The sequence below is a fragment of the Flavobacterium gyeonganense genome, assembly GCF_029625295.1.
Lineage (GTDB): Bacteria > Bacteroidota > Bacteroidia > Flavobacteriales > Flavobacteriaceae > Flavobacterium > Flavobacterium gyeonganense.
In genome coordinates this window covers 4,878,464-4,904,267 of record NZ_CP121112.1, presented here as the reverse complement: position 1 = coordinate 4,904,267, position 25,804 = coordinate 4,878,464, and the positions used below count along the sequence as shown (strand labels likewise).

Genomic DNA, 25,804 nt, shown 5'->3' with positions numbered 1-25,804 from the left:
AAATAGAGAATTAAGTAATTTATAATTGGTTTTATAACAAAATAAATGCTTGAAATTTATTTAATTGATTTTCAGTCGATTGGTTTTGTTTTGCTGGGGCTGATAAGATGTAAAAATCTAATTTACAGAAAATTAGCAGGGTAGTGCAGGATGCTGTTAAAGAATTATCCGGATAATTTTAGTAATACTAACCTTTTAACCACCAATTATGAAAAAACAAATACTTTTTGAATCTGCTCGGATTCATTTTCGGAATAATTTTTATAAAATTTTTCTTTTTACAATTTTTAATCTTTTAATATCTCACAATTCTTTTTCTCAAAATTGGAATATTTTAGGCAACGAGTCTCAGGTATCTGCTGCAGCATCAAGTTATACCTCTATTGCTGTTTTAAATGATGTTCCTTATGTAATTTTGAGAGAAGGAACCGGGCCTGTCGTTAAAGTAAAAAAAAGAAATACTGTAACAGGAAACTGGGAACAAGTGGGGAATGACATTGGGGCTAATCTTAATTTTTCCAGAATTATATTAGATAAAACCAACAAATTTTTCGTGACTTATGTGGATGCAGCGAATGGAAATAAATTAGCTGTAAAAATATATAATGATGCAACTGATTCCTGGGAACCATTGAATAATTTGGACCATAATCTTTATGTTTCTACTGGTTCAGTTACCAATTCTGTTTCACAATATGGCTCAACACCAAGATGTTCACTGGCTTTTGATTCAGATAACAATCCTTACATTGCTTTTGGTGAAGGTGCTTCTTTAACTCCTACGGTTAAAAAATTTGACGGAATTTCATGGGTTACTGTGGGTACAATTCCCTTAAATACTACAACAAATGCAGCACAAATAGCCGTAGGAGTTAGCCTTGCAATAGATGAGACAGATGTGCCCTGGCTTGTGTTTTGTAGTTTGACAACAGCTGCAACTTCTACGGGAACAATGGCTTTTTATAAATTTAGCGGAGGAACATGGAATTATATTACTCCAACAGTTACTGCCAGTATCAGACATACGAGTATGGCAATCAATTCGGCAGGTAACCCTGTTATAGCCTATTTTAATACAGCTGATTCAAATAGGGCAACGACTATTGAGTACAATAAAACTACTGCAGTATGGAGCTCTGCAACAAGAATAGCTTCGAGAGATTCGCCAAGTTTAAGTTTAATTAAGGATGTTTCAGGGAATCTTTACTGTTCTTTTATAGATAATGTAAGCAGTACGCCTACATATTCTGCCCGTGTATTCAAACAGACCGCTGGTACAACAGCATGGACAGAAATGAAAGATCCAACAGTAATAAGAGGAATTGATGAACCGGTTGGTAACTTAACAATCGCTGCAGGGAGTTTGTATCCTTTTGTGGTTTATACCAAAACAAATTCGGCCAGTATTGTAACGCCTGTTGTCAGAACATATGTTCCGGCACGTCCACCGGCAGTTTTGACTACAAATGCTGTAACCAATATTACAACCATATCAGCTGATTTTGGAGGAAATATTACTTCTGATGGGGGCACAGCAATTACAGAGAGAGGAATTGTTTACAGTACGAGTATTAACCCTACTCTAACTAATACCAAAATTGTTGCAGGGACATCTGGTACAGGCAATTTTTCTGTAAGTATTACAGGACTTTCGCCAGCTACGCTGTATTATGCAAGAGCTTATGCTATTAATGGTGGTACTACTTATGGAGAAAATGTCAGATTGAACACATTAGCATTGCCTGATGCAGTTGTGAATACACCTAAACAGGTAGAATTTTTAAACAGAGGAGTTGTTGCGTTGCGTAAATCTGTCAGTGAGGTTTTCATTAGCTGGAGATTGTTAGGTAATGATCCTTCAGATATTACTTTTAATATTTACCGTGATAATGTAAAAATCAATGCAACTCCTATAACAGCTTCAACAAATTATATTGATAACATTTCAACTAATGGTAGTTATACGATAAAACCAATTGTTAACGGTACGGAAGGAAGCGCTACAGCTTCTGTTTCAGTATGGGCGAATAACCAGTTGTCAATTCCATTGCAAATTCCACCGGCAGGCACAATTCCGGATGGTACAGCTTATACTTACACTGCAAATGATGCCAGTGTTGGTGATGTTGATGGTGACGGTGAATATGAAATTTTCTTAAAATGGGATCCTACATTATTGAATCATAACGGAGGAGGTTTTTCGGGAGATCAGATTTTTGATTGCTATAAAATGAATGGAACTTTGCTTTGGCGCATCAACTTAGGTAAAAACGTAAATGCGGGTCCACACTTTAATCAGTTTATGGTCTATGATTTTGATGGAGACGGAAAAGCTGAAATAATATTAAAAACGGCTGATGGTACAATTGATGGTGCGGGAGTAGTGATTGGTAATTCAACTATAGATTATAGAAATTCAGGCGGATGGGTACAACAGGGCCCTGAATTTTTGACAGTTTTTAATGGTCTAACAGGAGCAGCTATGGCAACAGTTGCTTATCAGCCGGCAAGAGCCAATACGGCAGATTGGGGAGATACGTATGGAAATCGTCAGGATCGTTTTGTTTCTGCTGTAGCGTATTTAGATGGTGCCCGTCCGAGTCTTATTGTTGGACGTGGATACTATGATAAATTAATGCGCGCTGCTTACGACTGGCGTGATGGACAATTAACGCTTCGATGGATTTTCGACAGTAAAGACGCAAGCGAACCTGCGAATAATGCACTTTCAAGTCAGGGGAATCATCAAATGACTATTGGTGATGTCGATGGTGACGGAAAAGATGAAATCATAAACGGTTCAAGTGCTATAAATGATGATGGAAAACGTTTATGGACTTACGGTCAGGGTCATGGAGATGCACTTCATATGTCGGATATGGATCCCGATCGTCCCGGTCAGGAAATCTGGCAATGCCTTGAATCTGAAAGTCAATACAGTCCTTATGGAATCAGGCTTAATGATGCAAAAACTGGAAAAATGATTTTTGGGGCCGTTACTACAGGAGATGTTGGCCGTGCTCTGGCGGCAGATATTGATCCAAGCCACAGAGGGTATGAAATGTGGAGTTCTTCAGGTAATTTATATAACGTTCAGGATGGTCAGATTGGAACGAACAGACCAACCAACGGAAGTCAGGCTGTAAACGGTGCTGTATGGTGGGATGGAGATTTAGGCCGTGAATTGCTGGATGGAACTATTATGGACAAATGGAATCCCGCAACGCAGTCACTAAACCGTTTGTTTACTATTTATCAGGCTGCTCCGGTTTCTTCCAATAATGATTCTAAAAAAAATCCGGCACTTACCGGTGACATTTTGGGTGACTGGAGAGAAGAGATTATTCTTCGCCGAACAGACAATACTGCTTTGATTCTTTTTACAACTAATATTGCTACAGATTACCGAATTCCTACTTTGATGCATGATCCTCAATATCGTACAGCAATTGCATGGCAAAACTCGGCTTACAATCAGCCTCCGCATCCAAGTTTTTTCCTTGGTTATGATATGGCTCCTGTTCCTGCATCAAATATTGTTATTAAAGATATTTCTAATTTAGGAGTTAAAAAATCAGCTGCTTCAATAAGCGCAGAAGTTTTGGTTTATCCAAATCCTTCTTCGGGACAATTTAATGTTCGATTCAATGGTTTTAAATCGTCTAAAGCTACAGTTGTAGTCTCTAATATCACGGGACAGATTATAATGAAAAAAGAAGTGGAACTTACAGGTAATGATCAAAATGTTGCCATTAGTATTCCAAATCAAAATCAGGGTGTATATCTTCTAAAAGTAATTACTGATGAAGCTACTAAAACACTTAAAATTATGATTGAAAAGTAATATCGTAATGATATCTTAAAAAGAAGATTTACAAAAACTGTAAATCTTCTTTTTTATGCTTTAAACTTAACAGTATAGCACAGGATAGTATTCGAAGAATAAGTAAATATATTTGAAGATACCCTTACTTGTATTTACATGAAATTTACCCTCATAAAGTTCACAAAAATCCTTCTCTTGTTGATTCTGTTTTGGCTTCCCGTTTTTGTACAGAACGTATCACAAAAAAGGAATGATGAAATCGCAGATAAACCATTATATCGCGATCCTATATTTGACGGAGCGGCAGATCCCTCTATTATCTGGAGCAAAAAAGATAAAAAATGGCTGATGTTTTACACCAATCGCAGAGCTAATATTAACGGAAACGGAGTGAGTTGGGTACATGGAACCCCAATAGGCATTGCAGAATCTTCAGATGGTGCGCATTGGAAATACAAAACCAACTGTAATATCGATTATATCATTAAAGATGTAACGTATTGGGCTCCGGAAGTTATTAAGCACAAAAACAAATACCATATGTATTTGACAATTGTTCCGGGTATTTTTGAAGATTGGAAACATCCGAGATATATTGTGCATTTGACAAGTAAAAATCTAATTGACTGGAAATTCGAATCACAACTAAAACTCGCATCAGAACGCTGTATTGATGCTTCTGTTTTTCAATTGCCTGACGGAAACTGGCGTATGTACTACAATAATGAAAATGACGGAAAATCAATTTATTATGCCGAAAGTAAAGATTTGTATCATTGGACAGACAGCGGAAAAAAAGTGGTAAAAGACAGGGGAGAAGGACCTAAAATTTTTAGATGGAAAGGAAAAAACTGGATGATTACAGATCCGTGGAGAGGCCTTGCTGTTTTTTCTTCAGATGATTTTATAAACTGGAAAAGACAGGAACAAAACATTCTTCAGATTCCGGGAACGGGAACAGATGATAAAGTAATTGGCGGACATGCAGATGTTGTTGTAAATGAGGACAGAGCCTATGTTTTCTACTTTACACATCCGGGAAGGATTCCTGAAAATAAAGGGATCGACAATTTCGAAACCAGAAGAAGTTCGATACAGGTCGCTGAATTGGAATATAATAATGGTGAGATATTCTGTGACAGAGACAAACCGGTAAAGATTAGCCTAAAACATTAATTGTTTATTATTTCAAAACGGAAAAGAAACGTATTTATTTACTGCTTCAAAAGGCGGGATATTTGAAATGATTTCTTCGTTTATCTTCAAAATAATGTAAATATCTTAGAAAAATACTCTTTAAAAAATTAAAAATTATGGTAAGAAATGCTTTTAAAATGAAATTAAAACCGGGCTTCGAAGCGGAGTATAAAAAGCGACATGACGAGATCTGGCCTGAATTAGCAAGCCTCCTTTCAGAAACTGGTATACAGGATTACAGTATTTTTCTGGATGAAGAAACACTCATACTTTTTGCCGTTCAAAAAATAAATGCTGATTTTGACTTTGATCTTCTGCCGAACCATCCTATTGTAAAAAAATGGTGGGCTTATATGGGTGATATTATGGAAACTAATCCTGATAATTCTCCAGTTGCAATTGGTCTGAAGGAAGTTTTTCATTTAGATTAATTATTTTTGTGATTCGTCATATTTTTATCCCAATTAGATCAGGAAAGACAAAAAAATAAAACAGACTTATGAGACTTTATATAAAAAATACATTTTTTTTGACGATACTGTTCTGTACTTTGTTTCAATGCTGGTCACAAGACGCCAGAACTTTTAAAGTTTTTCAGTTTCCGGCGAATAAAATTCCAACTATTGACGGAAAAACAGACGACTGGAAAATGGTTCCTGAAAGTTATATTGTCGGAATGGATCAGCTATGGGAAGACAGCGGAAAACATGCAAAAGCAAATCCTAAAAACTTAGATGTAAGCGTAAAAGTGGCCTGGGTAAAAGGATTGAACCGTCTCTATTTTTTGTATGAAGCTTATGATGATTATTGGGATTTTTCTCTTCCGGGACTACATAATGATACATTTGAAGTGATTGTTGATGCAGATCAGTCGGGCGGACCATTTATAGACCGGTTTCACCCTAATAAAGCATTGACAAATACTATGGATGCCTATTTTTCATATCACGGCGTTCATGCGCAAAACTACCATATTTTTACTCCTGCAGAAGGTAAAGACTGGACATTAGTCTGGGGAAGCCAACCATGGATCAAGGAACTGCCATATGCAAATGCTGCTACATATTATAATTTTAAAGCGGGAGAATCAGGAAAACTGACATTAGAATTTTGGATTACGCCATTTGATTATGCAGGAAACGATCCTTCCAGAGCTGTTGAATCAATTTTGGAGGAAAATAAAAACATCGGACTTTGCTGGGCAATCATTGATTATGATGATGTAAATAACGAAAAAAACAACGGTTTCTGGAACCTGTCCAAAGAACATACCATGTATGGAAATGCTTCTTACAGTCTTCCGTTTAAATTAATGCCTTTGGAAAAACAATTCCAAAAGCAAATCAATGCTAAATGGACGTTCAATGTAATTGATAAAAACAAAAGAACGGTAGCTTTCATCGATCAGTCTGTAGGCGAAATTGAATCTTATAAATGGGATTTTGGCGATGGGAATTTTTCATCAGAAAAAAATCCGGTTCATGAATATAAAGAGGCCGGAAAATATATCGTAGTTTTAGATATTTCAGGTCCAAAAGGAAAATCAAGATTATCAAAAATCTGGGATGTTGCCGTAAAATAAGTAGTAAAATAAAAATAAGAATAATGAAATCGAAACTCTGTCTTTCAATAGCTTTATCGGCTATGATTTTTATAAGTTGTAAAGCTCAAAAATCACAATCGGCTAAAATTGTTTTAACTAATAATTCGGATTTGGAATTGCCTCAAAAAGCGGTTTTAATAAAAAGAAGTAAGCTTAAGGCAAAAGGTGGCGAAAAATCTTTTCCAATCCTTTTACAGAATTCAGATACCATTCCGGCTCAGGTAAATGATCTCGATGGTGACGGAAAATGGGATGAATTGTTTTTTGTAGCTGATTTTTCTGCAAAAGAAAAGAAAACAGTTGAACTGAAATGGTCAGATGTTGATCCTAAATATGTTGTGAAAACCAGCGCCCGATTTGGAAAAAGAGAAGCAGAAAATTTGCCGGTACAGCCAGCAACAGAAGAGGTTTTGTTGGCAAATCAGGTGTATAAAAAATTAGGTTTTCAAAAATACCAGACCGATGGCCCCACCTGGGAAAATGATAAAGTAGGTTTTAGGCATTATCTGGACGGAAGAAATTGTAAAGACGTTTTTGGTAAAAGAACTCCCGGAATCACACCTGAAAATGTAGGTATCAACAGTAAAGGTGCCGTAGAAGACAATTACCATCAGATGCACGATTGGGGAAGGGATATTTTTCCTGTTGGAACCTCAGCCGGATTAGGCGGTTATGGATTAATTGTTGGGAATGAAATCAACAGACTTGGAATTTTGATCAATGATACGATAAATAACGTTGAAAAAACGACTTTCAAAATTGTAAGCGAAGGTCCGGTAAATTCGGTTTTAAGTTATAAATATCAAAACTGGCAGGCTTCAGGAAACAAATATCAGGTACAGGAAACGGCTTCAATCTGGCCTGGAATGTACGGATATAAAAACACTGTTTCCTTAAACGGTCTTAAAGGGAATGAGACACTCACTATTGCATTTTCGAATATTAATAATCAGAATCCGTTGCAGGTTGTTGATTCAGGTGATTATGTTTGTTTTATTCTTCATGATAAATTAACCTATGAGCGTCAGTGGATTCTGGGAACGGCTATAATTATTCCAAAAGAGGCTTACAAAGGTTATATCGAAGCTCCAAAAACAGGCAAACTGACCAATTCTTATTTGATAAAAGTAAGTACAAAAAACAACCAGCCAATTAGTTATTATCCAATAGCTGGATGGGAATTGAGCGCTGATAAAAACTTTAAAGACTCAGCTTATTTTAGCAATTATGTGACCAGTTTAGCGAAACAGCTTTCTGCGAAAATTACTGTTACTGTCAATAAGTAATCTAACCGTTTTTAACCTTTAAATGGTAAAATAGATGAAAATTAAATTTTTTATAAAAGCACTGGCTTTAATGTTATTATTGTCGATTTTGATAGTAAATGCATCATTTATTATAAAGGATAATAATTCAGATGATGATCAAATAGCGAAAGATTTTGCAGATGCAAATGGACCAACTCCTTATATTTTATGGCAATGGATGAATGGCTGTGTTACTAAAGAAGGAATTACATCTGATTTGGAAGCATTTAAAAAAGTAGGTATAAAAAATGTCCAGCAATTTTTGGTAGGTGGTTCTGAAGCCGATATTACCGATCCAAATATTACTGTTTTAGGAGATCAATGGAATGACTTAATGCAATTTTCATTAGAGGAATGCCAGCGATTAGGTATGGATTTTGGAACCCATAACAACCCCGGATGGTCATCCAGTGGTGCTCCGGACTTGAAGGTAGAAGATTCCATGCAAAAACTGATTTGGGCTAAAACATCAGTTTCCGGAAAAACAGCTAAGGGGAGTATTATCGCAAAAGCAGAAATTGAAGCTAAATGGAATTATTATAAAGATATATGCCTGATTGCTATACCAAAAGGAAAAGAGAATCTGACGAAAGAGAATATAATTGTTATTACTGACGGACTTGATAAAGATGACCGATTAAATAAAGCATTACCGGAAGGGCAGTGGGAAATACTTCGTTTTGGACATACCACTACAGGAGAAATGAATATGACGGCTCCAGTTTCCGGACAAGGTTTGGAAGTGGACAAAATGAACCGAAATGCCCTTGATAAATTTTGGGCTTTATATCCGAAAAAACTATTAGACTTGGCTGGTAAACATAGTGGAAAAACTTTCAAACGAATCGAAATTGATAGTTATGAAGCTGGTTTTCAAGACTGGACTCCTAAAATGGCAGCAGAATTTAAAAACCGCAGAGGCTATGAATTACTTCCTTGGCTTTTGGTTAAAGCAGGATATACTATTGAGTCAAAAGATAGTACAGAACGTTTCAAGTATGATATGCAACGTACTATCAATGAACTTTATGCCGATAACTATTATGGTTATCTTGAACAATTAATACATAAAACTCCGGGACTGGAATTTTTATGTGAACCTTATGGAACGGGAAAGAAAAATTTCGATGAAACGGCTATTCGTGGAATTGGTGATATGGTAATGTGCGAATTCTGGACAAAACCAGCAACCTGGGGATGGGATTCTATTTTACCTGTTGCCAGCAACGCGCACGTCAACGGAAAAAAAATTGTGGCAGCAGAAGCTTTCACCGGACAACCCCAATATGCTTTTCAAAATGATTTAGCCGATTTGAAAGCAACCGGAGATCTGGCATTTTGTGAAGGCGTAAATCTTTTTGTACTCCATGCAAGTGCGCATCAGCCGTGGCCACACCTAAAACCAGGAATGACAATGGGATGGTGGGGAACACAATTCGGACCATCACAAACCTGGTGGGATCATGGAGCGGCGGAATGGATACAATATGTATCCCGCTGTCAGCTTCTCCTTCAAAAAGGATTGTTTGTCAGCGATATATGTTATTTACAGTTATCAAGACAAAAGAAAACCTTTATTCCGGGAGGCTATAAAGGAGACATCTGCAACGAAAAAGAACTATTGACGCGTTTCTCCGTTAAGGATAATAAGTTAGTACTTCCTGATGGTATGACTTATAAAATACTGATACTGCCAAACGATTGCAAGCTGGAAACAGAACTGGCCGGAAAAATAGAAAAATTGGTGAACGATGGCGCTGTTGTTGTTGGAAATGGATTTGCAGGAAGTCCAGGTTTAAACAAATCAATTGAAAATACTCTTGAAATAAAAAGTATTAGTGAACGTTTGTTTGGGTCATTTGGAGAAAAAAATCAGAAAAAAGGATACTTAATATTGGTAAAGGCAAAGTATATAGCGGCTATTCCGCACAAGAGGTTTTGGCATTAGAAGAAATCTCAAAAGATGTGGAAGTGTTAGACAATGAAAAAGATCTTAATTGGATTCATCGAAATGATAAAAATGAAGATTACTACTTTATTTCCAACCCAACATCAGAGAGCAAATCATACCGAATCAACTTCAGAATAAAAGATAGGAAGCCGGAACTTTGGGATCCTGTATCCGGAAAAATGACCGATGTATTAATTTGGGAAAACAATAAAAATCAAACTTCAGTTTCCCTTGATTTGGAAGCTAATGGTTCCTGTTTTATTGTATTTCGTAAAAAAAGTGAAAGTAATTCAAATCCGGTTAGGGCAATATCGATAAATGGAGCCGATGTAAAAAATAAACTTCACATAGTAAGTGATAATAAATTGATTTTGAATAAAAAAGGAATTTACAAAGTAAGTTTTAAAGACAATAAAACAACTACGATAAAGCAAAGTAAAGAACCCGAAACATTTTTTTTAAATGATAATTGGAATGTTAGTTTTGAAGCAAATCGCGGAGCAGTACCTTCAGCTTATTTTGATAAATTGATTTCATGGCCATTACATACAGATACCGGTATTCGTTTTTTTTCAGGGACTGTTACTTATAAAAAATCATTTAAAATCAATTCGAAACAACTTAAAAATAATAAACGTGTTTTCTTAGATTTAGGAAAAGTTAAAAATGTTGCCACAGTTACAGTCAATCAGAAAAAAGTCGCCTTGATCTGGAAGCCGCCATTTTCTGCAGATATAACTGATTATTTCAAATCAGGAGAAAATGAACTGCAAGTAATAGTTACGAACCTTTGGCCAAATCGAATGATAGGTGATAAAAATGAACCTGAAGATTGCGTTTGGGGACCTGTTCGCGACTTTCCTTATGTTCAGCCTGCTCCGGTAATTGGACGGAACCTTCAGGAAATACCGGAATGGGTTATTAATAAAACGCGACGTCCAAGTAAAAATCGTATTACTTTTTGCACAGTAGATTTCTTTGAAAAGAATACCCCATTATTAGAATCGGGCTTAATTGGACCTGTTCAGATAAGCATAGAAGACATTTGGGATTTAAAAAATAGTAAGTAAAATTTTCATGTTTTAAACAATAAACAATAATATCAACTAACATACTAACCATGAACTATAAAGCAACAAAAATTATTACCCTTTTTGCTTTGGGAATAATTACTTCGGTAAATGCCCAAACTAATGATGCCACAACACCATTACATTTGATGCAGCCGGATTATCCAACCCCTTATGTCATTCCACAAAAGAAAAATATAAAAGAGGTATTGGACAGAGTTTACAATTTTTTAGATAAAAATTCGGCTGCAAAAATTATAAATGCAACAACAAAAGCTGAAATTAAAGATTATAAAAAAAACAAAGAAGACATCATTTTTGAACCGGGAGCATTTAGGCTGACCAGTTATGAATGGGGTGTTACATACGCAGGAATGCTTTTAGCTTCTAAGGCTACAGGTGAAAAATATTTTGCAGATTATTCGAATAAGAGAATACAGTTAATCGCTGACGTTGCCGAAAATATTCAGGAAAAAAACATCAAAGATAATGATATGCTTAAAACGCTCCATCCGGAAGCATTAGATTTTGCCGGAGCGCTTTGTGCTGCCTTTATCAAAGCCAAAAAAGATGGCTTAAAAGCCAATATAGATCCTTTAGTTAATAATTACATCCATTTTATCAGTAAGGAGCAGTTTCGATTAAATGACGGAACTTTAGCACGAAACAGGCCTCAGGACAATACGCTTTGGCTGGATGATATGTTTATGAGTGTGCCTGCTTTGGCTCAAATGGGGGCCTATACAGGTGATTCACAATATTTCGATGATGCCGTAAAACAGGTAAATCAGTTTTCTAAAAGAATGTTTAACGATCAAAAAGGAATTTACATGCACGGCTGGGTTGAATCTATGGAAGTGCATCCACAGTTTCACTGGGCAAGGGCAAATGGCTGGGCAATAATGACTATGGTGGAATTACTTGAAGTTTTACCTAAAAATCATCCCGGATACCCTCAGGTCTTGGCACAGCTTCAAAAGCATATTGCCGGATTAGTGCGATATCAGCATGGAACCGGATTTTGGCATCAGTTACTGGATAGAAATGATTCGTATCTGGAAACTTCTGCTACTGCCATTTATACGTATTCAATAGCAAGAGCTATTAATCGTGGATACGTCGATAAAATGACCTATGGGCCTGCTGTTTTATTGGGTTGGAATGCTGTTGCTTCGAAAGTAAATGATAAAGGTCAGGTTGAAGGAACCTGTGTAGGAACCGGAATGGGTTTTGATCCTGCGTTTTACTATTATCGTCCGATAAATGTTTTTGCAGCTCATGGTTACGGTCCGGTTTTATTGGCTGGAGCCGAAGTGATTTTATTGTTGAAAGACAATCAGTTTCAGATAAACGACAGCGCTATACAGTTAAAAGTTGAAGGGAAAAACAATTTACACAAATAAGATGAAGAGCCATTTAAGTGTCATTTTTTTATTGGCAACTCTGACTTCTTTCAGTCAGATTGGTACCCGTTTTCCATCAGAAAAAAAGATAATCAAAGATCCTGTTACAGGTCAGGAATTGATTTTTTTGACAACCAAACAAGCAGGAGATTCCAAAACCTATCCAACACATCCACAATGGACAGCTGATGGAAAATGGCTGATATTCAGAACCAAAAGAGCCAATGGCGAAGCAGTGGCGGTGAATGAAAAATCAGGTGTAATGGTTCAGGTTACCGAAGGAGGTTACAGCGGAACTTTATGCATGGCTCAAAAAAGCATGAAATTGTATTTTATGCGTAAAGGAGAAGGCGATAAAATGCAGATTATAGAGGTAAATCTGGAAGCTGTTTTTAAAGATAGTCAGGACGGAAAAATGAAACCCATTGCTGCTTACGAACGAATTTGCGGTGTAACCAATCCGGAAATGGGAGCTTCAGGTGATATGGCTCTGGATGCGGATGAAGAACGAATTTATTTCAGAATCGGAAAAGAAGAAGCAGGAAGACACTTAGATCCGAATGTAAAAATAGAGAAAAGCATTGGTCCAAGGAATATGGGAGCAGGACCAGGCGGAATCAGCAGCATGAATTTAAAAACAGGTGAATTTAAACATGTCGTTTCTGTACCATTTCAGGTAGGGCATATCCAGTCAAATATCTGGAATCCGGGTGAATTGGTTTTTTGCTGGGAAACGGGAGGAAAGTCGCCTCAAAGAACGTGGACGGTTATGGCAGACGGAACAGGTTTACGACCTTTGTATCCCGAATCTGATTTTGAATGGGTAACGCATGAAGCCGTAATTTCTAAAGATGAAGTAGCAATAGCGATCATGGGGCATCGAAAAATTGATATTCAGAAAGAAGCTCCTGTAGAAATTACTGAAAATGGAGAAATCAGAAATCCGGTTAATCCCGGACAGGAAAGCAATTGGGGCAATACCGGAACCCGTGAAAAACCAACAGGCTTAGGAATTTTAAATCTCAGAACCAGAGAAATGATTATTGCCGGACAAACCAAAAGCGGCAGTGGATTGTGGCATGTACATGGTTCTGCAGACGGACGATGGGCAGTAGGGGATGATTTTTCGAGAAGTTTGTATTTAATAGACAGAAACACAAACGAAATGATGATGCTTACTACAGGACATAAAACAACTGCGGCTGATCATATTCATCCCACGTTTAACAGGGAAGGAACGAAAATTCAAATCCAGTCGGCGATGCTTTCTGAAGACAATCGTACAATGAATATTTGTATTGTGAATGTACCGAAAGAATGGCTGAAAAGAAAAGTCAAATAATTAGAATTACTGAACAGAAGAATAAAATTTTAAGCATGATAGATACTAATAAGCGATTATAAAAATTTATTTCATGATCGCTTATTATTTCTTTATTAAGTTTTTAATTGTATTTATATAAAGTATAACTTAAGTATTATTTTACTTTGTTCTGATTAGAATTCGGTTTCAGTTCATCTGGACTGTCTTTGGTAAAAGTTTTAAATTGTTCTTTTGAAGGACTCACGAAAATATCGTTTAAGACATCAAAGCTCAATTCTTCTTTTGGATTAAAAGCATCAGAATTCATGTATTGCTGCAAGGAAATGAATAATTGTTTTGCAGCAGGTTTATTTTTCAAATCCGGACCTAAATCGGCGCTGCTGACAATAATTTTTCCTTTCCCAACTTTAGCTTCAATTATTAATGCTAGTCTGCGGTTCATAAACCAGGTATCGATAGGCTGAACCAATGGGCGGAAATCTGCCGGAAAATCTTCAAGGTTCATTACCTGTGAACGATTTTGAATTTCCCACCACTGCAGGTCACTATGAAAACTGGTTGGGAAATTGGCAAAAGCTTGGCTTTTATCCTGTATCAGCATTCCGGTAACATGGGGCGGACGCATTTTAAACCATGAGGTATTCCAGAAAACCGGAAGAAAATGCATTTCAACTTCTTTTCCTTTTATAACTTTGCCTGATGCATTCAAAAATACCTTTCCTCCATTCTGTAAAACTTCTTTTGCTTTGTCATCTAAAATAGTAGTGTAGTAAATGGAATTTGTAATTTCTGGTTTAATTTCAGGATAAATCCAAAAGTCCCAATCATTAATAAAAGGAGTGTTGTTGAGTTTTACTTCAAAGTTTAATTTAGATGCTTCTTTAATTTTATTTAATTCGAAAGTAAGGTTTCCAACGAAGATTCCGTTTCCGTTTTCGAAAGTTTTAGGATCAAAATTTCCTTCAGAAAGAACAATTCCCTTCTCATTTTTTAAGGTCCAGCTAATTACCGCATTTTGCAAAGAAGTTTTACCGGAGTGAAAAAGTACTATTTCGGCTTTTAAAATTTCGGTATTGGCGTAAACAAACTTTGGAACTTTCAGTAAAGGAACTGTTTCGTTACAAAAACGTTTATATTCTTTTGCTGACGTATATCCTTTTTCCTGAAAAAAGCATCTAAAACGCCCACTAAAGCCGTTCCCTGACCCGGAAAATCCTGTAAGCCTAATGCCTGAAATCCTGCATATCCCGGAGTTCTCAGAATTTTTTCAATTTCGTTTTTATAACACAAAGCCTGCAGTTTACCGGAAGCATTCAAAAAGTCTTTAGCCTGATCTGCCATATTATGGTCTTGAAGATCCTGTTTGAACATCTCGAAATTTTTAGCCCTGTAAACGCCTTTGTATTTTGGTATTTCTTCAAAATTTGGAAAAACACAATATTGGCCTATTTCATGTGCTACAAAAGGTACTTTGAAAGCAGCAATTCCGGTACTGAAATCAGATTCTGTTTCAGGTATTTTATTCCAGTTCAGACCTCTTACACCGCCACGCGACTGGTATTCTGCATTTGGGACTACTGGCCAGCTTCCGCCAACGGACATTCCGGTGTAAACTCTTCTGCTATCTTTGGCTTTCCAAAAATCTACAAAGGCATTCAGATACTCTACCTGTTTTCCTGCAGGCTCATTTCCGGCTGATAACATTGTAAATGAAGCATAATTGCCATATGCTTTTGTCATTCGTATAGTTTCGTCATACAAGAATTGGTCAATCGGCTGACCTAATCCTATTTTTGGACCGTGATTCGGCCAGCTTGGTCCTTCTGGCTGTAAATAGATTCCTGCTTTGTCTGCAGCAATAAAAGCTGCTTCGGGAGGACACCACGAATGAAAACGAACATGATTTAACCCATAAGATTTGATGGTTTTAAAAATTTCGTCCCAGGCTTCTACAGTGGTTGCAGGATACCCGGTTAATGGAAATTCGCAATTATGCACCGTTCCGCGAAGAAACACCGGAACATCATTAATAAAAAACTGATTTCCTTTTATTTTAAATTCACGGATTCCAAACTGAACCTTTTTCTCAGATTGTATTCCTTTAGCATTAAGTTTTACGGCCAGATGATACAAAGCCGGATCAAATTCATCCCAGGTCAGCATGTCTTTTCCAAACGGAAGTTCTATTTCAATAATTTTGCTGTCAGCGCCAGAAATAGTAACCTGATTGGTAATTTCTTTGGTCTGGTCTGATTTTGGGGTGTTGAAACTTTTTGCAGACAAGGACAACTTTCCATTAAATTCATTTGCTGTGCTATTATTTAAAATGATTTTTACACGTGCTTTTCTGTTTTTTATATCCGGATAAATTTGAACATCATCAATATAAACAGGCGATAATGATTCTAAAGCTATTTTACCAATGATACCATTCCAGTTTCCCTGTGTGTGATCCGTAACGCTATGGGAATCGGGACCCATATTTATTTTAGTAATACGGTTATCAATCCGGATAGATATACGTTGTTTCCCCGGTGAAAGAAATGTACTTAAATCATAAACATGAGGAGCTACCAATGAGTTTTGCAAACCAACTTCCTTGTCGTTTATCCAGACCCTTGTTTCTATATGGACTCTTTCTAAATGAAGAAGAATGCGTCTGCCTTTCCAATTTGCAGGGACATTCACTTCCTTCTGATACCATGCCGCTCCCACATAATGTTTGGCAGGTGTCAGCCAAAACGGTATGTGTATATTTCCGGGTTGTCTGTATTTTTCTAATCGCGGAATAAAATAAAAAGAACTGTCATAGATAGATCCTGTCCATTTTGTTTTGAGCGTAATATCATCTCCCTTTAGAAATTCAGCCATAGAACCGGGAAGTTTTATAACATCTGTGAGACTTCGGTTATACCATTTCTGGGTTATTCCTTCATCGTTTCGGTCAATTTCAAAATGCCAGTTGCCTTCGAGATTAATTTCATCATTTTTAAAACTGCTTAACGTAAATAAAACAATCATTAACAGGAAGATGTAGCGGGATTTCTGTATCATAAAAAAGATTTATAAAAGTAAAAATAGCGGAATGGGACAGAATTGTTATCCTGCAGCATCCTGTGTTTTTATTTAACAGTTATAACAGATAGTACAGGATACAAAAAAAATAAGAATAGAATAAATTTGATACATTCTGAATTAGAATCGTAAAAATGACTCAAAATAATTATTCAATTTTTAAATATTTAAGAAAAGTAACTATAAACAGTATTATGCTTTTTATAGGTATTTCTGTTTCATTTGCACAACAGCTGGGAAAAATGGATGCAATCTATTCCGGAACACCCTGGTTCGACCAAAACCAAAATGTTGTGAGCGCTCACGGTGCCAATATAATTAAAGAAAAAGATACATTTTATCTTTTTGGTGAAGCTCATACTGATATGAGCAATGCTTTTACAGGATTTAATTGTTATTCTTCCAAAGATTTGTATAACTGGAAATTTGAAAGTATTGCGCTTCCTCAGCAAAAATCGGGTAAGCTGGGGCCAAATCGGGTTGGAGAAAGGCCAAAAGTGATGAAATGCCCTAAAACGGGGGAATTTATCATTTTCATGCATGCGGATACTTTAACATACAAAGATCAGTTTGTTGGTTATGCCGTTTCAAAAAACATTAAAGGTCCGTATCAGTTTAAAGGTCCGCTTTTGTATCAGGGCAAACCGATAAAAAAATGGGATATGGGAACTTTTCAGGATACTGATGGTTCCGGTTATATTTTGGTTCACGGAGGAGAAATTTACAAACTAAGCGATGATTTTAAATCGGTTACAGAGAAAGTAAACGAAAATATTACATCAGGATTTGAGTCACCAACCATGCTTAAAAAAGACGGATTGTATTATTTTATCGGTTCACATTTAACAAGCTGGGAGAAAAACGATAATTATTATTACACTGCAAATTCATTAAAAGGTCCCTGGCAATCTCAGGGTTTAATCGCTCCGGAAAGAACACTGACATGGAATTCACAATCGACTTTTGTATTACCAATTCAGGGCACAAAAGGCATAACGTATATGTTTATGGGTGACAGATGGTCTTTTCCTAAACAGGCTTCTTCGGCAACGTACATCTGGCAGCCACTTGTAATTTCAGGAACGTCACTTTCGATTCCTGATTATCAGGATGCCTGGCAACTAGATACTGTAACCGGAATTTCATCTGTTGCAGAAAGTAATGACGAAATCATTAAAAATACTGATACACAAATCCAATATAAAGGCAATTGGAAAGAAACAACATCTGAAAGCAGATCTGATGAAAAAGATGCTTCGTTTACAGTTAGTTTTACCGGTGAGCAAATTGCATTGTATAGTTTAGTTGGTTCTGAAAACGGGTATGCTAAAGTTGTTTTAACCGATAAAAAAGGCAAGGTAATTGTGTCAGCCCTCGTTGACATGTATAGCAAATTTTCAATCGAAACACAAGTTTTCAGGTCTCCGTTGCTTAAAAAAAGCAATTATCATTTAACCGTTTCTGTTACAGGAGAAAGACCAAACTGGTCAGATAAAAGAAAATCAAATTACGGAAGCACAGGATATTATATTTCTATCAGTCAAATTAAAATTAAACCTCATAAAATTTAAAAACCAAAAAAGATACAATGAAAAGATTATTGACACTTGCAATCTGCATTTTGGGAATTTCCCAGTCTGCATTTTCTCAAAATTATAAAAACGATACATTTCCTGATGGAAGTGCCATTACACCATGGTTTAAAGATTACACTAAACTTCAATTGAAAGATTTAGGAAAACAATATACCATTACAGATTTTGGAGTTACTAAAGACAGTACCAAAATCCAGACCGTTGCGATTCAAAAGGTAATTGATAAAGCAGCCAAAAGCGGAGGAGGGGTAATTGTGATTCCAAAAGGGGTTTTCCTGAGCGGTGCTTTGTTCTTTAAGCCTAAAACAAGTTTATATGTTGCTGAAGGAGGAACTTTAAAAGGTTCTGATGATATTGCCAATTACCCAATTATGGCCTCAAGAATGGAAGGTCAGAACCTGGATTATTTTCCGGCTTTGGTCAATGCGTATGGTGTAGATAATTTTTCTATTTCTGGAAAAGGAACCATCAACGGAAACGGTTATAAATATTATGAAGCTTTTTGGGCAAGACGTAAAATCAATCCAAAATGTACCAATTTAGAGGTTTCAAGACCAAGACTGGTTTTTGTATGGAATTCCAATAACGTGCAATTTCAGGACGTAAAACTGATCAATTCAGGTTTCTGGACAAATCACTTTTATAAATGTAATAATGTAAAACTATTAGATTTATACATCTTCTCTCCGCATTTAGAAGTTAAGGCTCCAAGTACAGATGCAATCGATGTTGATATCTGTACGAATGTATTAGTGAAAGGATGTTATTTGTCTGTAAATGATGATGCAATTGCACTAAAAGGCGGTAAAGGACCTTATGCAGATCAGGATAAAAATAATGGACCAAATGCTAATATCATCATCGAAGATTGCCGATTTGGTTTCTGTCATTCGGCATTAACAAACGGAAGTGAATCTATTCACAACAGAAATGTAATTATGCGTAACTGCCAAATCGATGGTGCCACGAGAATGCTTTGGTTAAAAATGAGACCGGATACACCTCAAAGATACGAGTACATTAGAGTAGAAGATATTAAAGGACAGGCGAAAAACTGTCTTGTTGTATTGGCATGGAAGCAATTTTTTGATTTAAAAGGCCGTCCTGATATTCCATTGTCTTATGGCGATCACGTAACTTTAAAGAACATTGATATGAAATCGGATACATTTTTTAATGTAGAAAAAGATCCAAATGTTCGTTTGTCTAATTTTACTTTTGAAAACCTGAATATCGAAGCAACGAAAGCAACTATCGATAAAAGTATTGTAGATGGAATTACCTTAAAAAATGTGCGTATCAATAAGCAGTTAGTTGAGTAATTTTTTATAATAATTTAAAGACAGGAAGTTCAAAGTTGTAACATAATTTGTTGTAAACTTTGAACTTTTGTTTTTTAGAGATATAATATAATTTTAAAATGAATAAAAATTTATATGCCGGATTTTTTCTTTCGCTCATTTTTTTAAGCGTAAGTTCTTATAGCCAAAATAAAAATTCAGTTGATTTTTTAATTGCAGATGCAAATCAGTCAGCTTCGATTTACATTGATAAAAATACTGATCCATTGATTCTTTGGGCTTTAAATGAATTGGCTGATGATGTAAAAGAGATAACCGGAAAAAGACCCGAAATTGTTCCAACCCAAACTATTTCTAAAAAAGGAATTTATATCGGACAAGCTTCATCAGGTCTTTTTAAATCAAAATCAAAAGACTTGTCTGGTCAGTGGGAGAAATTTTCCATCAAAAAAGAAAAGGAAAATCTTGTGGTTACGGGAAGCGATGTAAGAGGAACAGTTTATGCCATTTTTGAAATTACAGAGCGTCTGGGAATTTCTCCATGGAAATGGTGGGCAGATGTTCATCCGATAAAAAAAGAAAAACTAACATTGCAGCTTCCACAAAAAGGTATCATTTCATCACCATCGGTACAATACAGAGGAATCTTCTTAAATGATGAGGACTGGGGATTAGAGCCCTGGGCAGAAAAAACATTCGAATCGGAAGCTGGAAACATAGGACCCAAAACTTACGAGAAGATATTTCAGTTATTATTACGTTTAAAAGCCAACACGATCTGGCCAGCTATGCATCCTTCTACAAAAGGTTTTTTTACCCTTCCGGGGAATAAAGAAATGGCCCAAAAATACCATATGGTTATTGGTTCTTCACACGCTGAACCTATGCTTCGAAATAATGTCGATGAGTGGAAACCGAAAATTCATGGAGATTATAATTATTTTACCAATAAAACACAGGTAGATAAATACTGGCAGGATCGATTGGACGAATTAAAATCGGCTAATAACGAAACGATTATGACCTTAGGCATGCGTGGTGTTCATGACAGCAAAATGGAAGGCGCGAAAGATTTAAAAGAATCCATTAATATGGTGGAAAAAATCATTCTGAATCAGCGTGAAATGCTTTCGAACACCTTTAAAAAGCCATTAAAAGAGATTCCACAGGCATTTGTTCCGTATAAAGAAGTTTTGGAATTATACGACAACGGACTAAAAGTTCCGGACGATATTACGCTAGTCTGGCCGGATGATAATTACGGATATATCCGTCGTCTGAGTAATGAAGAAGAACAAAAAAGGGCAGGAGGAAGCGGTGTTTATTATCACATCAGTTATTGGGGAAGACCTCATGATTATCTTTGGCTAAGTACAACTCAACCGGGTTTGATTTGGTATGAAATGACCAAAGCGTATGAAAACGGAGCTAAAAAAATGTGGATTGTAAATGTAGGGGACATAAAACCTGCTGAATACGATACAGAACTTTTTCTGGATTTGGCGTGGGATATTAACAGCATAAAATTGGATAGAATTAATCGATATTTGAGAGATTGGCTCACAAGGGAGTTTTCTCCCCAAATTGCAGAGTACTTAGGTCCTGTATTTGAAGAATATTACCGGCTGGCATTTCTCAGAAAGCCGGAATATATGGGATGGAGTCAGACAGAACCCACTACGCAAATAAGGTTTTCTGATTTTACGGAAGAAGAATGTCAGGAAAGAATAAAAGCCTACGATAATTTGATTGACCAGGTAGAGATGTGGGCTTCTGCTGTTGCTGTAGGTATCGGTCCGGCTGTTCCTGATGGAAGAGAAGATGCTTATTTTCAATTGGTCATTTACCCAATTGAAGCTGCGGCTTATATGAACCATAAATTTTTATATTGGAATCTGGCTTGCAGGACTTCAGATGTAAATGAGAAGAAAAAATATGAAACATTATCTAATGAAGCCTACAACAAAATAAAAGAACTGACGGATTATTATAATGAGAAACTGAGCAAAGGCAAATGGAATCATATGATGGCAATGCGTCCCAGAAATCTGCCTGTTTTCGATTCTATAAAAAAAGTCGATTTTTCAAAAGAAGTATCAGTTAAAGAAACTTCAAAAGCAATAAAAATCATAAAGGGAAATCAGTTTATTTTAAAAAAAGAATCCAAAGAATACCAATGGAAAACCATTAACGGTTTAGGCTATAGTAATAATGCTATTACTTTATTTCCGTTAAAACAAAGGTATTTTAAAACCGAAAAACCTTCTGTTTCTTATGAATTTGAAATTGAAAAAGCCGGTGATTACGAAATAGAAATTCATTTATTGCCTACGCATGCAAACAATTTTGATCATCAGATTGAAGTACAGGTTGATGGAAATAAAACTCAGTTCTTTTCAATCAATACAAAAGACCGCGACAAAACCTGGAAAGAAAATGTGCTTCGTAACAGCGCCATTGTAAAATTGCCTTTTTCGATCACAAATAAAGGAAAGCATACTATTACGATTGCTGTAAATCAGACAGGAATTGTATTGGATTATATCACTGTTAATACTAAAATCAAGATGAATCAAATTTTAAAATGATCAAAAATATGAATACAAAAAAGCAATTGTTAGTACTGTTATCGTTTTGCTTTTCATTTTCGTATAGTCAGAAGAATGAAAAGGCTTCACTGGAAAAACCGAATGTCATTTTGATCATTGCTGATGATGCGGGATGGAATGATGTTGGGTATCACGGTTCGGAAATAAAAACGCCAAACATTGATTTTCTGGCCAAAAACGGAGTAGAAATGGATCGGTTTTATGTCAATCCAACCTGTTCTCCTTCAAGGGCGAGTTTGTTTACGGGAAAACCGGCGAGCCGTATGGGAATCGTAGCTCCGATTAGTGATAAAAGTCAGTTGAAACTCCCGGATTCAATTCCAACATTGCCAAAGCTATTGTATAAAAATAACTATCAGACAGCACTTATAGGTAAATGGCATCTTGGGTTACAGCCGAGCAGTGGACCAAAAGCCTATGGATTTGATTATTCGTATGGTTTCCTTCACGGACAATTAGATCAGTACACTCATTTGTATAAAAACGGAGACAAAAGCTGGTATCGAAATGGTGAGTTTATTGAAGAAAAGGGTCATGTAACAGACTTGCTTACCAATGGAGCTATTAAATGGATTTCGGAAATAAGAGACCCAAAGAAAAACTTCTTTTTAGAGGTAGCTTACAGTGCACCGCATTTTCCTTTGCAGGAAGAACAAAAATGGAAAGATCCGTATATGAATTCTATTAAAGACAGTTCGCGCAGGGATTATGCAGCGGCTATGAGCCATATGGATAACTGTATCGGGATATTGCTTGAGAAGTTAAAACAGCAAAAACTGGATAAAAATACGCTGGTTATTTTTATGAGTGATAACGGTGCTATGCATGATTGGGACTCTAAAAACGAATATAATGGAATTCATCCATCTAATACTGTCCTCGGAGACAATACACCGCTCAGGGACTGGAAAACATCAAATTATGAAGGGGCAATAAGAGTTCCCTGTATATTTTACTGGAAAGATCATTTGAAGAAATATAAGAATGACAATTATATTTCGGTAATAGATTTATTGCCTGGTATTTTGTCTTTGGCAGGAGATAACAATCTGCCGAAAAGTATCGAAGGCAAAAATCTCTGGCCGGTAATTTCAGAAAATAAAACAATAGCAGATCAGGAAATTTATGTCAGAGGTCATTTGCAGGAATCTTTAATTAAAAAGCCGTGGAAAATAATCAGGACCAGACATGCCAATACTCCTGCAGATTTAGAACTTTATAATATTGAAAAAGATCCTGAAGAGAGGAAAAATTTGATACAGGAAGAGAAGTCTGTAGCCGAAAAAATGGAAATCGCCTTGGAAAATCAATTTAAAAAAGATGCTAAAAAGGTGAATTATGATAAAATTAAGTAGGTTTTGTGGGTTCTACTTGCAATATTATTTAGAAATATAAAGTTTTCGTATTTTGTAATTAGCTGGTTTTTAGGAGTGAAAAGCATAAAAAAAAGAATAGTAACTCAATCTCAAAAAACTGTGATAATTTTAACACTAAACTTACGTTATCTATAGAGCAAACTTTTATTTTTGCCACTTAATTTAACATATATAAGCATGAAAGATCTATTAGTAAAAATCAACGCTGAATTAGAAGTATTCAAAACAGAATCTGAATCATTATCTGAAAAAGGTGTTAAAGCAGCAGGAGCAAGAGCACGTAAATCATCTTTAGAGATTGAAAAACTTTTAAAAGAGTTCAGAAAAGTTTCTATCGAAGAATCAAAAAAATAATATTCTACTGAAAGAAAGAAACCTCGTCAACAGACGAGGTTTTTTTATGTATTAAAAATGAAAAGTGAAAAACTGCAAATTCCACCTTCACGTAATTTATATTCTTAAATTTTATCAAAAATTTCACATCTACATTTTACATCTAACATTTCACATACCATATAACTTACTTTGGAATTTCAATATACTCCCTCAATGCGCAGTCTTTTATTTTTTTAAGGCTTTCAGCAACTGTAAGCGCATTAAAAGCAGCACCTTCAGCTCCTGTGTGTGTATGATCTTTCGGGAAAAACGCTTTTACTTTTTCTTTGCCTAAAGCTTCGTATTTTTGGGCTACGATTTCATTGAGGTCGATATAAAACGCTTTTTCTCTTTCGGCAGCTATTTTCGACCAGTTTCCATAAGTATCGGTTCTGCGTTCTACTTTATCATTCGGCCATTCGTTTCTTGGCGTCTGGCTTAAAACAATCGGAACAGCGCCTTTTTCTTTGGCTTCTCTGATGAATTTCTGCATGTACCAGCCAAAAGTATGTACGGTTTCGGTTAAACTGTCACGAATTACTTGTTGTGTTTCATCTCCGTTACCTTTTAATGAACCTCTGAATTTTTCTTTATCAACAGCGCCTGCATCATTATGACCAAACTGAATCATCACAAAATCACCTGGTTTTAATTGATTTTTTACAGCATCCCATAGACCTTCTTTTTCGAATGTTCTCGTACTTCTTCCTCCACGAGCCTTATTGATTACTTCAATTCTGGTAGTGTCACAATATTTCGGAAAAGCAACTCCCCAGCCAACAGCATTTTCATTATTATTGCTTGCCATAGTCGAATCGCCGATTAAGTATACTTTTTTCTTTGCAGGAAGTACAATCTTTGGGCTTTGCAAAATGAATTTTTTTAATGAATTTTTACTTGTTTTAATTTCATTAACAATTAACGAAGCGGCTAACACAGCCCCTTTTGCAGAGGGATGTGTATGATCCTTTTTGTAAAAATAAGTGCCGGTCACTTTTTGTTCTCCCAGCTTTTCCATTTCAACAGCCATTTTTTCATTCAGATTGATGAAAGTTATCTTTTCCTTTTCAGCAATTTGTTTAGCCCATAATCCGTATGATTTATTATTGCGAGGTACTTTTCCTTCCTTCCAGTCGTTTCTTGGAATTGGAGAACAAATTATAGGAATAGCACCTTTTGATTTGGCTTCCTGAACCACTTTCTGAATGTACCAGCCGTAGGTATGTACCGTTTCATGCTTTTTGGTAAGCATGTTGTCGATTTCCTGCGTTTCGTTTCCGATTCCTTTGATTGTTCCTCTGGCGCGAAGGGTATCGTTTAAAGGGCCATCATCATTATGTCCAAACTGAATCAGGACATAATCTCCTTTTTTTAGTTTGTTCAAAACGGCTGTCCACAAACCTTTATCCTGAAAAGTTCTGCTGCTGGTACCTCCCAAAGCGTGATTTTCGATTCTGACTTTCGTGGTATCCAAAAACTGCCCAATATAATCTCCCCATCCCCAAAGTCCGCCGGATCCGTCGCCTCTGCCGTTTTTTACAGTTGAGTCGCCTACGGTGTAAACAGTGGGTCTGTTTTTGTCTTTTTGTTTTGAAGTAAAATTTAAAAATAAGAAGCCTAAAAAAAGTATTGTAATTATTTTAATTGATTTCATATTGTGTGAAATGTGTTGTGTGAAATGTAAAATGTAATTTTTCTCAATTTTGTCATTTCAACGAAAGGAGAAATCACATCCTGTGAGTAAGTACTGAATGTGAGCTTCTAGTGTGATTTCTCCTTTCGTCGAAATGAC

At 36.1% G+C, this 25,804-nt stretch carries 17 protein-coding genes; 14 read left to right on the top strand and 3 right to left on the bottom strand.

The annotated features are described in order from the left end of the window. Positions 1-208 precede the first annotated feature (208 nt). From P5P89_RS20795 to P5P89_RS20755, 9 genes are all read left to right on the top strand, one after another. Complete coding sequence (locus P5P89_RS20795; protein WP_278010047.1) at positions 209-3,844, top strand: rhamnogalacturonan lyase family protein; 3,636 nt, start codon at positions 209-211, stop codon at positions 3,842-3,844. A gap of 138 nt (positions 3,845-3,982) precedes the next feature. Then, a complete protein-coding gene (locus P5P89_RS20790) occupies positions 3,983-5,002 on the top strand; it encodes a family 43 glycosylhydrolase (protein ID WP_278010046.1) in 1,020 nt (339 codons plus the stop codon). A 158-nt stretch (positions 5,003-5,160) separates the two neighbouring features. Beyond that, positions 5,161-5,454, top strand: a complete 294-nt coding sequence (gene rhaM, locus P5P89_RS20785) for an L-rhamnose mutarotase (protein ID WP_278010045.1) — start codon at positions 5,161-5,163, stop codon at positions 5,452-5,454. A gap of 68 nt (positions 5,455-5,522) precedes the next feature. Beyond that, positions 5,523-6,605 carry a PKD domain-containing protein gene (locus tag P5P89_RS20780; protein ID WP_278010044.1) on the top strand — a complete coding sequence of 361 codons (1,083 nt, stop codon included), beginning with the start codon at positions 5,523-5,525 and terminating at the stop codon, positions 6,603-6,605. Between the two features lie 23 nt (positions 6,606-6,628). Then, positions 6,629-7,912: a DUF4861 domain-containing protein gene (locus P5P89_RS20775; RefSeq protein ID WP_278010043.1), complete on the top strand. Its 1,284-nt coding sequence runs from the start codon at positions 6,629-6,631 to the stop codon at positions 7,910-7,912. Between the two features lie 34 nt (positions 7,913-7,946). Continuing rightward, complete coding sequence (locus P5P89_RS20770; RefSeq protein WP_278010042.1) at positions 7,947-9,881, top strand: glycosyl hydrolase; 1,935 nt, start codon at positions 7,947-7,949, stop codon at positions 9,879-9,881. Then, the gene (locus P5P89_RS20765; RefSeq protein ID WP_340696500.1) at positions 9,872-10,954 is read left to right on the top strand and encodes a glycosylhydrolase-like jelly roll fold domain-containing protein; all 1,083 of its coding nucleotides are present in this window, start codon (positions 9,872-9,874) and stop codon (positions 10,952-10,954) included. Before P5P89_RS20770 ends, P5P89_RS20765 begins: the two co-directional genes overlap by 10 nt. A 50-nt stretch (positions 10,955-11,004) precedes the next feature. Continuing rightward, positions 11,005-12,357, top strand: a complete 1,353-nt coding sequence (locus tag P5P89_RS20760) for a glycoside hydrolase family 88/105 protein (protein ID WP_278010041.1) — start codon at positions 11,005-11,007, stop codon at positions 12,355-12,357. 1 nt (position 12,358) lies between these two features. Next, positions 12,359-13,699 (top strand): TolB-like translocation protein, encoded by a 1,341-nt coding sequence (locus P5P89_RS20755; protein WP_278010040.1) that lies wholly within the window; start codon positions 12,359-12,361, stop codon positions 13,697-13,699. A gap of 136 nt (positions 13,700-13,835) precedes the next feature. Here the strand turns inward: P5P89_RS20755 and P5P89_RS20750 are convergent, their stop codons facing one another. Together P5P89_RS20750 and P5P89_RS20745 are read right to left on the bottom strand one after the other, a co-directional pair. Beyond that, positions 13,836-14,702 carry a hypothetical protein gene (locus P5P89_RS20750; RefSeq protein ID WP_278010039.1) on the bottom strand — a complete coding sequence of 289 codons (867 nt, stop codon included), beginning with the start codon at positions 14,700-14,702 and terminating at the stop codon, positions 13,836-13,838. A 77-nt stretch (positions 14,703-14,779) separates the two neighbouring features. Then, entirely contained in the window at positions 14,780-16,735 is a 1,956-nt protein-coding gene (locus P5P89_RS20745; protein ID WP_278010038.1) for a sugar-binding domain-containing protein, read from the bottom strand. 155 nt (positions 16,736-16,890) lie between these two features. Here P5P89_RS20745 and P5P89_RS20740 point away from each other — a divergent pair, with 155 nt between their 5' ends. The 5 genes from P5P89_RS20740 (at position 16,891) to P5P89_RS20720 (ending at position 23,991) form a co-directional block, all read left to right on the top strand. Further along, entirely contained in the window at positions 16,891-18,327 is a 1,437-nt protein-coding gene (locus P5P89_RS20740; protein ID WP_278010037.1) for a family 43 glycosylhydrolase, read from the top strand. A gap of 17 nt (positions 18,328-18,344) precedes the next feature. After that, positions 18,345-19,673, top strand: a complete 1,329-nt coding sequence (locus P5P89_RS20735; RefSeq protein WP_278010036.1) for a rhamnogalacturonidase — start codon at positions 18,345-18,347, stop codon at positions 19,671-19,673. A 98-nt stretch (positions 19,674-19,771) separates the two neighbouring features. Continuing rightward, entirely contained in the window at positions 19,772-22,240 is a 2,469-nt protein-coding gene (locus P5P89_RS20730) for a glycosyl hydrolase 115 family protein (RefSeq protein ID WP_278010035.1), read from the top strand. 8 nt (positions 22,241-22,248) lie between these two features. After that, complete coding sequence (locus P5P89_RS20725; protein WP_278010034.1) at positions 22,249-23,616, top strand: sulfatase-like hydrolase/transferase; 1,368 nt, start codon at positions 22,249-22,251, stop codon at positions 23,614-23,616. Between the two features lie 198 nt (positions 23,617-23,814). Continuing rightward, positions 23,815-23,991, top strand: coding sequence for a histone H1 (locus P5P89_RS20720; RefSeq protein ID WP_031453507.1), 177 nt, complete (start codon positions 23,815-23,817; stop codon positions 23,989-23,991). A 166-nt stretch (positions 23,992-24,157) separates the two neighbouring features. On the opposite strand, the gene P5P89_RS20715 is transcribed toward P5P89_RS20720, so the two are convergent. After that, positions 24,158-25,666, bottom strand: a complete 1,509-nt coding sequence (locus P5P89_RS20715; RefSeq protein ID WP_278010033.1) for a rhamnogalacturonan acetylesterase — start codon at positions 25,664-25,666, stop codon at positions 24,158-24,160. Positions 25,667-25,804: the final 138 nt, after the last annotated feature.